Below are 13,479 nucleotides of genomic sequence, written 5' to 3'. Positions count from 1 at the left end.
TTCTCATCTTATTTATACAATAACTGATTTTTTAAATAAGGGTTGAGCCATGAAAAAATTATTTCTAACAGTGATCATTTTATTACTAATTACCTTTTCTTATGCTGAAAAAGCACCTTTTTCTATTGATGCATTATACCAGTTAAAAAGTATTAGCAGTCCGGAAATTTCCCCTAATGGGAAATGGATAGCTTTTGTAGTCACAGAGTATGATTTATACAAATCTAGGAAAAATGCCGATATATACATTATCTCAATTGATGGAAAAGAATTAAAAAGATTAACTTATAACGAAGCTTCTGATTACAGTCCAATCTGGTCCGACGATAGTGAACATATTTATTTCCTTTCAACAAGAAATGATGGTACTCAACTCTGGAAAATCGCTATTGATGGTGGAGAACCTCAGCAAATTACAAATCTTGAATTAAATGGATTTAAAAACATTCATATAGTTGATCATGGTAGAAAAATAATTTTTTCCACAAAAATTTTCCCCGAATGTGGTAACTGTTTAAAATGCAGTAAAGAGAAAAGAGAAAAAATGGAAAATGGTCCTATACAGGCACACTATACAAAAGAACTTCTATACAGACACTGGGATGAATATCGAGACGGACAATATGAAAATGTATTTATCTATGATATCGAAAAAGATACAGCAATCAACCTGACCCCATGGAAATTCGACGCCCCCATGTTCGCACTTAGCGGCACCCATCTTGATGTATCACCTGATAACAAGAAAATCTGTGTCGTATCAAATCATGATAAAAATCAAGCTTGTTCTACCAACGGAGACTTATGGTTGGTAGATATAGAAACAGGAAAAGCAGAAAATATAACAAAAAACAATCGAGCGTGGGATGGTCAACCTCTATTTTCACCAGACGGAAGATATATAGCATACAAGACACAGAAGACTCCCGGATATGAAAGTGACTTATTCAGGCTTGCCATTTGCGACTTAAAAACTGGCAAAAGTAAAATTTTAAGCGAGGGGAAAATCGATAACTGGGTTGATGACTATGTATGGTCACCCGATTCCAGGCATATTTATTTTACTGTCGAGGAAAAGGGCCATTACCCAGTTTATAAAGTGAATATAGAGTCAGGTAAAATAGAAAAAGTATTTGATGTAAAAACATTACGTTACCTATCTTTAACCCCTGACGGAAAATACTTCATATTCACAAGAAGTACCATTAACAAACCCTATGAATTATATAGAATTAATTCTAATGGCAAAGGTTTTAAAAGGCTTACTTTTTTTAATAAAGAAATAGAAGAAAAATATGATCTAAGACAGGCAAAAGAGTTTTGGATACCTGGAGCTGAAGGCAAGCTAATACAAACCTGGCTGATAACTCCCTATGGATTTGACCCAAATGAAAAATATCCACTAATTATAAATGTTCATGGCGGTCCACAACAGATGTGGTATGACGGTTTTAGAGGTGATTGGCAAATTTATCCTGGACACGGCTACGCTGTGGCATTCTGCAATCCTCATGGTTCACCTGGATATGGACAAAAATTTGTTGAAGCTATTTCAAAAGATTGGGGTGGAAAAGTTTGCGAAGATATAATGAAAGTGGTAGATTCGCTGGCAAATCTACCATATATTGATGAAGATAAATTAGGTGCTATGGGCTGGTCATATGGTGGATATATGATGATGTGGCTTGAAGGTCATACAGATAGATTTAAGGCAATTGTAGCAATGATGGGAGTCTATGATCTTGTATCAATGTATGGAGCAACAGAAGAACTCTGGTTTCCTGAATGGGAACTTGCCGGAGCACCCTGGGAAAGTCCTGAAATATATAAAAAATGGAGCCCATCATCGTATGCAAAAAACTTTAAAACCCCGTGCCTAGTTATAACAGGTGAAAAGGATTATAGAGTACCGTATACCCAAAGCCTGCAATTCTTCACTGCTTTGCAAAAGATGGGTGTCCCCTCTGAACTTATAGTATTTAAAAATGACGGCCATTGGCCCGATTATCTGAAATCGATGCCTTTATATTATAATGCTCATCTTTATTGGTTTCATAAATTTCTTGGAGGGAAACCAGCACCTTTCAGTATGGAAGAGCTAATTTATAATGAAATTTTCAAAATAGATCAAATAATAAAATTCTAAAGGATTTATAGCGGTCAGGTACAGTATACTCCATCATCATGCACATATACAAATCTCAGCGCTATTAAAAAATATTTTTTCATATTTAATTCTTTAGCAAACTATCTTATGACACAAAACTATATCCCAACCAGACACTATTTAGAGGAATTTCATTTTTATACTTCCTCATGTTTCAAAAAACATAAAAACTGACGAAGATTGAAAAAGTAGATGATTCTGTTATAATAGTTTTGCAAAATAAAAATATATCAATACTGACGCAACGCAATATATCTTAAAAGATTTTATGCCATAATAAAAAAATCGGGATAGCCTAACAGCTATCCCGATTTTTCACATGCAATTTGTTAAATGATTAATCTCACTATTTAATCTATTACCAGAGTCTTGTTCTTAATTTAAGTACAGTTCCTGGCTGCAACTTTCGAAGATCAAAATCCAGTTTATCAGCATTATCATGTAAAATCACTATCCATGCGTAATTATTCCCATATTCCTTCTCTGCGATTGACCAGAGTGTCTCTCCAGATTTTACAACATAGTCGTAAAAATCATACTCAACAGGATTTGCTTTATCTTTGGGTTTTTTAAGTAAAAATTCATTAAATGGATATATCAAATCTGGATTATCTCCTATTTTATCAATATTCCACTTATAAATTTGTCTCCACATCCATGCCACGCCGTACTCATTCTTTGCAATTTTTATTAAGTAATCGTTTGGTCTCACCATATACATAACATCAATGCTATCGCCAGGTGTTATTACTTCCAATACCTCCTCTAATTTGCCTTCTTTTTCCTGAATCTTTGATGTCTCTGCTTCTGTAGGATATGATGGAACAACAGCGGTAGTTTCAACCATGGTTGTTTCGACTTTTGTGGGTAATGTTTCTGCCTCTTTTATTGTCGTATCAGGTAGTTGTTCTCCCTGCTGTACGACCTGACTTTCTGAAACTTGCTCCTCCCTAACAGCCTGTTTACCACAGTTCATTATTAACATTGAAAAAAGAATAATCGTTATCATTAAATATAATTTTTTCATAATTCACCTCCTTCAATAAGTTCCGAAGATAATTTCAAAAAACTATCGAACATTATCAAGGCTATTTTTATAATTTTTAATCATTTCTTTAATATATTCGCTCTCATTAAATTTATCATCAAGAGTAATCAGCTTCAACTCATACCAGTTTCTTTTTAGTTTTAACTGATCCTCAAGTTCCCTCTTTTCTTCTTTTAACCTTTCAATAACACCTGAAGAAGCCCTTGTACTATTAGCCTTTTCCAGATTTTTACGATATTTGTTAATCTGTTTATCTATATTATCAATTCTTAATTTCATCCATGACACATCTATAAACTCATCTCTAATATCTTTAATGTTAAGTTCAATAATACCAAATTTTTTACCCCTATCCCCAACACTGGAAACAAAACAATTTTTTACTTTTTCTAGATAATTTCTATAAATTATACTACCAGCTCGTAATATAAGATCAATATCTGATAAATTTGCGATTTTCATAAGATCATCATTTGTCACATCTGCAAGTAAAATAATATAATCTACCTTATTTTTAACCTCACTCAATACATTATTTATACATTCAACAGGATCAAGAATTATATAATCCTTCGGTTCAAACCCGAACTTTGAACTTACACCTATGATTCCAATTCGTATCCCACTAACAGTTTTTATAGTATAAGGTTTAAAAACCAGATCGCTAGTATTTTTATCTACGATATTAGAGGAAATAAACTCAAAATTAACACTATCGTTTAATGTTTTGATAAAATCTGAAGGTAATATCAAATCATATCCACCAAAATTACAAATATCATATTCCAAAAGATCATAAATCTGACAAATAAGCTTAGCTTTCTTCTGAATCAAATTAACATTTTTATTAACATCAGCCCCAACGCAAAAAATACTTCCAGCATCTAGTATTAATTTGTAATCATATTTTTTACCATATTTTTTAAAGGCTGTAAATCTACGGGCAAGACCGCCAGTTTTTGCAATTCTTCTGCAAGTAGGACATGATTCAATTTCACCAGATAAGGTACCTGTATACAAAATAGCTATCCTAACTAAGGAATCTTTTGCGTAAATAAATGAAAAAATTATCAGGATAATGAAAAAAGTAAATACGTTTTTGAATTTTAACATTTTCTATTCTCTCCTGAATATTATGTTATCATTTCCGCGAAATTCATTAATATTCTTACAACCCGTGCAGAACATGGAAATTTTCAAAACCTCATTCCATATTTTAATCAATTGTTCTACTGATTTTCTCCCATTTTCGAACCATTTTTGTAAAAATATTCTTGACCCACCAGCAAGATATGCTCCCAATGCCAAAGCCTTAGAAAACTTAATTCCAGAATCTATACCCCCGGTTGCAATTATAACAATTTCATTCGATACCTCTTTTAATCCAGTAAGAATTTCAGCTGTAGGAATACCCCATGAGAAAAATTCCTTTGCAACCTCCTTCTTTATCGGATCCTTTATTCTCTCAGATTCAACTTTTGCCCAGGATGTACCACCAGCTCCTGCAATATTTATATAATTAATTCCAATATTCATTAATCTTTCAACCACACCAGGATATATACCAGTTCCAACTTCTTTGACCATTATTGGAATTTCTATCGTACTTTTTAATTCAATAAGTGCTTCATAAACACCTGAGAAATATGGCTCGCCTTCAGGCTGAATTGCCTCGTGTAGCGGATTTAAATGAACACAAAAACAATCATATCCCAGATCATTAAGAATCGACGGCAAATCTTTTTTATACTTTTTAATCTGCACTGCCCCCAGATTGGCTATTATGGGATTATTTTGACAAATTTTCCTTAATTCCTTTAAAAATGATAATTCTATCCTACCATCGATAAATGGTCTTATACTTCCTACCTCGAAAGCAATTTTATATTCATTACATATATGAGCCATATCTCTATTTAATCCATCTCCAGTCTTTTCCCCACCACCAATGGCGCTAATTATTAGAGGAAAAGACAACCTGTATCCGAGAAACTCAGTACCTGTATCTACAATATCATAGTCAATTTCGGGCAGAGAATTATTTATAAAATTGAAACGATCGAAACCGTCAAATGATGATTCATAGGTAATATCTTTTTCTTTCACAATATTAAGATGCTCTATTTTTCTTTTTTGGATAATTTTCTTATTAGTACCCATAACAACAATAATATAATAAATAGACTGCAAAAAAACATTTTTTAAAGAATATACGATTTTTTTAAATTCTACCTATTAAGAAATAAGGCTATTTCTGTGAGGGAAGAGCAAATACTATTCATTTATCAATTAAGGGATAGATATGATGTTGATCCTTCACATTCCGAGCAGGTAAAAAAACTTTCTATAAAACTTTTTAATCATCTGGAACCTGTACATAATCTTGGTGACTCATCGAAAGACTTTCTTATTGCTGCTGCATTGCTTCATGATATTGGATATGCCACAGGTAATAATAAAAATCACCACTTATATACTGCATCAATTATCTTAAAAAACGGCATAACAGGTTTCACAAGAAAGGAAATATCAATAATAGCTTATGTTGCCTGTCTTCATAAAAGAAATGTACCGCCGGATTTCTGTATAGAATTTAAATCCCTATCAGCAGAAGATAAACTCCTTGTTCTAAGACTAGCATCCATCCTTAGAATAGCTAATGGTCTTGATAAAACTCATCGAAGTTCAATCAGAGACCTTACCTGTGACATTAAAACCACTACTATAACCGTTTACCTAAGAAGCGATTTCAGCATCGATGAAGAGCTAATATTAGCCTATAAGAATTCTGAACTTTTTTGCTATCTATTCAAAAGGGAAATCGAGTTTCTGCCGGTAAGATAAATTACAGCCTTTATAGGTTACCAATGTTTTAAATTATAATGTTTCATAAAAAAGAGGCGGCTGAGATGTTTTCTGCTGTGAAATTTCAAAAGATGATAAAATCATATCACTGACTCTCTGATATTTCTCTTCAGAATTAGCATGCGCTATGCACAAAACATCTCCTTTATGTACATAATCAGAAATCTTTGCCTTTACCTCCAGCCCAACCTCCGGCATAATTTTATCCTCAATTTTTTTTCTCCCCCCACCAAGCTCAAACACACACTTACCGATTCTTTCTGTATCTATCGAAATAACATATCCAGACTTTGTAGATTTAACACCCTTAATAACTTTCGCTTTCTTATATTTCTGTGGATTTTCAATGAAACTTACGTCACCACCCTGACTGCTTACTATTTCAAGGAATTTTTCATAGGCTGATCCATTTCTCAATTTTTCCAACACAATTTCCTCTGCAGTTTTGATATCAGAAGCCAGGTTTGATAATATAAGCATCCAACAGGTCAAATAAACTGTAACTTCCACAAGATCGCGTGGTCCATTTCCTTTCAAGACATCAATTGATTCCACCACTTCCAACCAATTCCCTACCGTACTACCCAGCGGTTGATTCATGTCGGTAATGACAGCACGAACCTTCAGCCCAAACTTCTCTCCTACACTTTTTAGCTTATATGCGAGCTTTTTGCTTAATGCATATTCCTTTAAAAAAGCGCCACTTCCTGTCTTTACATCCAATACGAGAGCATCAATTCCCTCAGCTATTTTTTTACTTAGAATACTTGCACATATTAAAGGTATTGATTTAACAGTAGCAGTAACATCACGGAGTGCATACATTTTTCTATCAGCAGGGACAAGTTCCTCAGTTTGACCAATCATCGAAACGCCAATTTTTTCAATCTGATTTATAAATTCTTCTTTTGTAAGATTTACTCGCATTCCAGGAATGCTTTCTAATTTATCCAATGTACCTCCCGTATGTCCTAAGCTTCTTCCAGAAATCATTGGCACAATACACCCGCAGGAAGCAGCAAGAGGCGCCAGTATAAGCGATACTTTATCGCCCACACCCCCAGTGCTGTGCTTATCCACTTTTATACCTTCAATATTTGAAAGATCAAGCCTATCACCTGATTCTATCATTGTTTCAACAAGTGCCAGCACTTCTTCATCGGTCATTCCATTAAAATTTACAGCCATCAGCCAGGCAGCCATCTGGTAATCAGGAATATCTCCCCTGACATATCCAGCAATGAATCCTTTTATCTCATCAGGCTTATGTTCTAAGCCCTCCTTTTTGGCTTCAATAAATTCTACTGGATCCATATTCACTCCTGTTCTTTTACAACTATTTTTAATTTTGCTAACAAATTGGTAATGAATTTAAATTCAATGGTTCTCTGCTCCCATCTTATATAGTGAATAAGGTATAATCCAATTATGAAAAGTAAAATATTGGGAGTCCACATAGCCCAGAAAGGCGAGATGTATGCCATATCGGCAAGCTCCTCCCCACCAATCAAAAATACATAGTAAATAATAAAGAAAATTATGCTCAACGTCCCTCCCATAAAAATACCACCTTTTTTAACCATAACACCCAATGGTGCACCAATAAGAACAAAAACTATACATGCAAAGGGAATTGAAAACTTTTTATGTATTTCTACCAGATATTTATTAACCTGCCGCTGATAAACCATATATAACTGGAATTCACCAATAACCCTTCCAGCTACACTTAAAAATCTGCTCGTTTGAACATCCAGATTCCCCTTATTTATTTCAGCCTTCCTTTCCTTTATCAATTTAATTAAATCTTTCATGCTTTTGTGTTTAACCTCAGGCAGGTATTCACTTACCATTGAGATTATTTTATTTTTCACCCTTTCCTTTTCATTATTATATTTTTCTATCTTCTCTATCATCATTTTTATAGTCATTTCTCTATCACCACGTCTCTCAACATCAGATCTTTCAAGAACAAGATTATCTATAGACAATACCATTCGATGTTTATCAAATTTCAATATGCGATAATCTTCAAGATTGTTGCGATTTAACTCATGTATCTCACCATCGTGTAGATCAAAAATAACAGAGTTACCCACAACTTTTATAAAACCATATTTTGCATAAATATTGACCTGATACTCACCCTCAGAGGAACTATAAATCACCACCTGATTTAATTTATCACCCTCTTTACTTTTTACATATATGGAATATCCTGAAATATTTTCTATAAAATACCCTGGCTCAATATCAAGGTCAGGACGCTTTTTATAAATATCCCTTCCAAGAATCCTGGCTCTATGATTAAAATCTGGTAAAATATTATCATTAAAATATATCATAAAGAGACACATAACGCTTCCAAAAATTATTCCCGGTGTTAGTATAGACCAGAAACTAATACCGCTTGCTCTCATTGCTGTCATTTCATTATCTTCAGCCAGCCTCCCATAAGTTGTCAGAGTAGCTACAAGTACAGCCATAGGCACAGATAACGCTATTATCCAAGCGAGATTTAAGTAAAAAAATTCAAAAATAATACTAATTGGTAAACCCTTTCCTAACAACTTATCAACTGTCCTTACTAAAAAATTAACCAGTAAAACAAAAGTGACAACAAGTATAGAATAAAAAAATGGAAAAAGTATTTCCTTATAAATATATCTACTGCCTATCCAACCAAAGGTATATTTGCCGATATTTTTAATTACAAGTACTATATATTTCACAAAATAAATTTAAGCATATTCCTTATATCCATATAATCATTTTTTACCTCCATGACAACCAATTTTAAATAATATGTAACAAAATAAATGTAATTTAGTATAAACAATTAGGTTTGTTGATATATATTAAAAAAATGATTATATTGAGATTAGAAAGCTTGGTGATAAAATGAAAAGATTTTATTTATTACTCACATTAACGCTTTTTATAATAATGATAACTGGCTGCTATACAAAGATTTTTCCACCTACAGAAAAAGAAGGTCAATATGTTCAGGAAGAAAAAAGGGAAAGACAATACGAACACAACGAATACAGCAATTACGCCTTTACCAATCCAAACTTCTTTTTTGGACTGAGATACGGTTACTGGAATGATTTCTACTATCCGCCATATGCTTACCATAACTGGTATAATCCATGGTATTCTTATAACAGATACTATAACTATCTTTATTTCAGCTTCCTAAATTGGGGTTATCCTCCTTATTTGGCAAGCTCATACTTCTACAACTGGTATTACGACCCATTCTCCCCTATTTTCTATAATCCATATTTTTATGATCCTTATTTTTACTCATATTACTACAATTATTATAATCCATACTATTATCCATATTACTCCGGATATCCATCGTACTACAATTCATTCTATCCTCCGTATATATATGACTGGAAGGAAAAATATAAAAGCAAACGTAAATTTGCACGTGAAGAAGATAGAAAAATTACAAGGGTAAAAAAGAACTATACTGAACAGACTGTTGATAGAAACACTTCAATTAAATATCTACCATTAACATCCCAAGCAGCCGCAAGTAATGTGACATTTAAAAATGAGGAAAATGATCAGGAAACCAGCCGTATTTTAAGAAAACCAAAAGGGGAGATTGAACCCCCAAGGTCCCTGGATTACCGGAAAAATGTCTCAAGAATTGAGAAACAGAAAAAAATCAGTCCGCCATCTACTCCAAATAATAGACCAAGTAGAATTTACAATCCGCCATCACCACCTCCTATACGCCGAACTTCTACAGCCGAATATAGCAGACCATCATCATCTTCATCACCCAGTTCATCCATAAGCACTTCTTCATCCAGTGGATCATCTTCTCGGAATCGATCAAGAAGTTCCGGAAAGATAAATAGACGAAGGAAATGAAAATAAAAAAAATTGTATTATGTGTACTTGTTATTACATATAACTTAATATATAGTCAGAGTTTTGAAGATGCTTTAAGACCTTTTAAGTATATTTCTCCCGAAATTGGCTATTCATCAGTTTTTAATAGCAATGCAACACTCATAAGAGATATTTCATCCCTTTATACAAATCCTGCAAATTTAGCTCTTATTAATAAAAGCCAAATATATTTCTCATTTCAAAATAACACTGTAAAACAATATGCTGAACCCTATGGCATAGCAAATAGTTCATTCAAACAATCGGATTATTCAAATTTCTCAGGTGTAGGGGTGATATGGGATGTCCCGGTTTATCGGGGGAACCTTGCAATAGGGGTATCCTATTTCTCTGTATCAAACTATGATATGCTATTAAAATCAGAAGGAATATATCCTGTTAATAACGGAACTGAAAATGTGTACAATAACTATACAATTTCTGAAAATGGTTTATTATATGTACTTAGCATTGGAACATCGGTAGAGTTCAGAAAAAATCTGTTCCTCGGAGCATCCTTTAACAAATATGATGGGTATAGAAATTATGATTTCAATGGATACGAGATTGATACTCTTGATATTTACGCTCACTATTACTGGAATTATATCGAAAAAATTGAACCAACCTATACAGGGAGAAATATTACAGCAGGTATGACGTACGTTTATAAATCTTTTATTTATGGTGTAAGAATATCCTCACCTTTAAAATTAAATTCGACAGAGAATTTCAAAATTGAAGAAAGAGTGATAGAAGATGATAATAAAAACATCCTATTGTTAAACTCATATTCCGATACAACAGATTATTCAATGAAATATCCTATCGAATATTCTGTATCATTTGGTTATAAATCAACCGCTCTCGAATTATCATTAAATACCACATTTCATAGCTGGAATGATATAAAATTTTTCAGTAATCTCTACGAAATAGATGATAACAATGACACAGTAAAAATAGACAGGAGAATCAATAGAGAAATAAGATCGAATCTGAAACAGACATACGATATAGATTTCGGATTAATATTTCATGCGACCACTAATGTCGATTTCCTTTTCAATTATCAATTAAGAACAAAACCATATAAAGATATTAATAGCGAATTTAGAAATATAAATCAGATATCAATGGGTATAAAATTTTCTATAGGAAATCTTGATATAATCACTTCTTATAAATTTATAACTTCAAAAGATTTAATCGAAATTTATTATTTTGGCACTCAAACAAGTCAAAGATTACAAAAACACAGATTCAACATTACAACGGTTCTTAATATGTAAAAGTCTATATCCAAATAAAATAGCTCATATTATTTTATTGAGTAAGAAATAATATTAAATTATATTTTACTATGGTAAAAATGAGAAGGATAACAAAAACCATAAAAATTTCAGTAATAATGCTTTCAATAATTTGTGTTAACTTATCCGGGAAAGAAATATGGATATTGGAATATGATGGTATTATAAATCCAATAGCTTCAAAATACGTTCTATCCAATCTAAATAAAGCAGATACAAGTAAAGTTGAATGCCTGATTATCAAACTTGACACCCCTGGTGGTTTAATGAGCTCAATGAGAGATATAATAAAAGGTTTCCTAAATAGTGATATCCCAATTGTTGTTTACATCTACCCTCGTGGTGCACAAGCAGCATCTGCCGGGGTATTTATAACAGTAGCAGCACATATAGCCGCAATGTCACCAGGGACTAATATTGGCGCTGCACACCCGGTAAATCTTGGTGGTGGGGGTATTTTTGGAGGAAAACCCGACTCAGCAAACACTAAAACAATGATGGAAAAGGTAACAAACGATGCAGTTGCATTCATAAAAAGCATTGCACACGAACGAGGCAGAAATGAACAATGGGTAGAAGACGCTGTTCGTAAAAGCGTATCAATAACTGAAACCGAAGCTCTCGAAAAAAATGTTATAGATATAATAGCAAACGATACTGAAGATCTGATAGCCAGAATTAATGGTAAAAAGGTAAAAGTAAAATCTAGTGTAAAAATAATAAAAACAACTAATGCCAGAATAGTTGAAAGACCTATAGGATGGCATTTTAAAATTCTGAATACAATAAGTGATCCTAACATTGCTTATCTATTTCTAATCCTTGGTTTTTATGGTCTGTTCTTCGAACTTTCAAATCCTGGATCAATATTTCCAGGTGTATTAGGCGCGATATTCCTAATACTTGCATTTTTCTCTTTTCAGATATTACCGATAAATTACGCCGGCCTTGCACTAATTGCTATAGGTATTATCCTATTTATTTTGGAGGTAAAAATAACAAGCTATGGTTTATTAACAATAGGGGGTATAATTTCAATGATAATAGGATCAATGATGCTAATAAATACACAAGAAGCACCAAAACAATTGTTCTCAGTTTCTTTACAGGTAATAATCCCAATTGTTGTTATTACAGCAATCCTTTTTATATTAGCACTTTCTTTAGCGTTAAAAACACATAAAAAGAAGGTTTCAACGGGACGTGAAGGATTAATAGGTTCAGTTGGTTCTGCAATTACCGATATTGATAAGGAAGGAATGGTGCTCGTACACGGGGAATACTGGAAGGCAAAATCCAATATTAAAATAAATAAAGGAGATAAGATAAAAGTTATTGGAATAGACCAAATGGTATTAAAAGTGGAAAAATTAACATAATAAATGGAGGCAAAAATGAGCCAGATTTCAATAATATCGATAATCATTTTCCTTTTGCTTCTTTTGTCCAGTGCAATTCGGATTCTTAAAGAATACGAAAGGGGCGTTATATTCAGACTTGGAAGACTTGTCGGCGCAAAAGGACCCGGTTTGATACTCCTGATCCCTTTAATAGATAAAATGGTAAAGGTAAGTTTAAGAACAGTCGTTATGGACGTACCACCACAGGATATTATAACTAAGGATAATGTTTCTGTTAAGGTAAATGCTGTAGTATATTTTAGAGTTATGGACCCTGCAAAAGCTGTAGTGGAAGTTGAGGATTATCTCTTCGCCACCAGTCAGCTGGCTCAAACTACATTGAGAAGCATCCTTGGACAGTCGGAACTTGATGAATTATTATCAGAAAGAGAAAAAATAAACACCAACTTACAACAAATACTCGACCAGCATACTGACCCATGGGGTATTAAAGTATCACAAGTAGAAATAAAGCACGTAGACTTACCTCAGGATATGCAGAGAGCTATGGCAAGGCAGGCTGAAGCCGAGAGAGAAAGAAGAGCCAAAATAATAAATGCCGAGGGTGAATTTCAGGCTGCAACCAAATTGCTGGAAGCAGCAGAAATAATGCAAAAACAACCCATTACGGTACAACTGAGATACCTACAAACTCTTAGAGAAATAGCAGCTGAAAACAATTCTACTACTGTTTTCCCGATACCTATAGAACTATTCAAACCTTTTATTGATGGTTTATTAAAAGGGAAAAAATAATAACTGTGGTAATAT

11 protein-coding genes are annotated in these 13,479 nt (G+C 33.2%); 6 read left to right on the top strand and 5 right to left on the bottom strand.

Features of this window, described 5'->3' with window-relative positions; all coding sequences use genetic code 11:
* Nucleotides 1–49 precede the first annotated feature (49 nt).
* A complete protein-coding gene (locus tag H0Z29_08970; protein MBO8131630.1) occupies nt 50–2,146 on the top strand; it encodes a S9 family peptidase in 2,097 nt (698 codons plus the stop codon).
* Nucleotides 2,147–2,525: 379 nt separating this feature from the next.
* Here H0Z29_08970 and H0Z29_08965 read toward each other — a convergent pair whose 3' ends face one another.
* Genes H0Z29_08965 through H0Z29_08955 form a run of 3 tightly spaced genes read right to left on the bottom strand, consistent with a single transcriptional unit; the run spans nt 2,526 to nt 5,375 of the window.
* Nucleotides 2,526–3,194 carry a LysM peptidoglycan-binding domain-containing protein gene (locus H0Z29_08965; GenBank protein MBO8131629.1) on the bottom strand — a complete coding sequence of 223 codons (669 nt, stop codon included), beginning with the start codon at nt 3,192–3,194 and terminating at the stop codon, nt 2,526–2,528.
* A gap of 42 nt (nt 3,195–3,236) precedes the next feature.
* A complete protein-coding gene (locus H0Z29_08960) occupies nt 3,237–4,328 on the bottom strand; it encodes a hypothetical protein (protein ID MBO8131628.1) in 1,092 nt (363 codons plus the stop codon).
* A gap of 3 nt (nt 4,329–4,331) precedes the next feature.
* Entirely contained in the window at nt 4,332–5,375 is a 1,044-nt protein-coding gene (locus tag H0Z29_08955; protein MBO8131627.1) for a type 2 isopentenyl-diphosphate Delta-isomerase, read from the bottom strand.
* A 96-nt stretch (nt 5,376–5,471) separates the two neighbouring features.
* On the opposite strand from H0Z29_08955, the gene H0Z29_08950 reads away from it, so the two are divergent.
* Nucleotides 5,472–6,059, top strand: a complete 588-nt coding sequence (locus H0Z29_08950) for an HD domain-containing protein (GenBank protein ID MBO8131626.1) — start codon at nt 5,472–5,474, stop codon at nt 6,057–6,059.
* Between the two features lie 33 nt (nt 6,060–6,092).
* Here H0Z29_08950 and H0Z29_08945 read toward each other — a convergent pair whose 3' ends face one another.
* Entirely contained in the window at nt 6,093–7,394 is a 1,302-nt protein-coding gene (locus tag H0Z29_08945) for a thymidine phosphorylase (protein ID MBO8131625.1), read from the bottom strand.
* Between the two features lie 2 nt (nt 7,395–7,396).
* Nucleotides 7,397–8,812: an LptF/LptG family permease gene (locus tag H0Z29_08940; GenBank protein MBO8131624.1), complete on the bottom strand. Its 1,416-nt coding sequence runs from the start codon at nt 8,810–8,812 to the stop codon at nt 7,397–7,399.
* Between the two features lie 169 nt (nt 8,813–8,981).
* On the opposite strand from H0Z29_08940, the gene H0Z29_08935 reads away from it, so the two are divergent.
* The 4 genes from H0Z29_08935 (at nt 8,982) to H0Z29_08920 (ending at nt 13,464) form a co-directional block, all read left to right on the top strand.
* The gene (locus H0Z29_08935; GenBank protein MBO8131623.1) at nt 8,982–9,974 is read left to right on the top strand and encodes a hypothetical protein; all 993 of its coding nucleotides are present in this window, start codon (nt 8,982–8,984) and stop codon (nt 9,972–9,974) included.
* A complete protein-coding gene (locus H0Z29_08930) occupies nt 9,971–11,287 on the top strand; it encodes a hypothetical protein (protein ID MBO8131622.1) in 1,317 nt (438 codons plus the stop codon). Before H0Z29_08935 ends, H0Z29_08930 begins: the two co-directional genes overlap by 4 nt.
* 71 nt (nt 11,288–11,358) lie before the next feature.
* Nucleotides 11,359–12,687: a nodulation protein NfeD gene (locus tag H0Z29_08925; protein ID MBO8131621.1), complete on the top strand. Its 1,329-nt coding sequence runs from the start codon at nt 11,359–11,361 to the stop codon at nt 12,685–12,687.
* A 15-nt stretch (nt 12,688–12,702) separates the two neighbouring features.
* The gene (locus H0Z29_08920; protein MBO8131620.1) at nt 12,703–13,464 is read left to right on the top strand and encodes a slipin family protein; all 762 of its coding nucleotides are present in this window, start codon (nt 12,703–12,705) and stop codon (nt 13,462–13,464) included.
* Nucleotides 13,465–13,479: the final 15 nt, after the last annotated feature.

The organism is Candidatus Neomarinimicrobiota bacterium (genome assembly GCA_017656425.1).
Lineage (GTDB): Bacteria > Fidelibacterota > UBA2242 > UBA2242 > B5-G15 > JACDNV01.
This window is presented reverse-complemented; position numbering and strand designations above follow the sequence as displayed.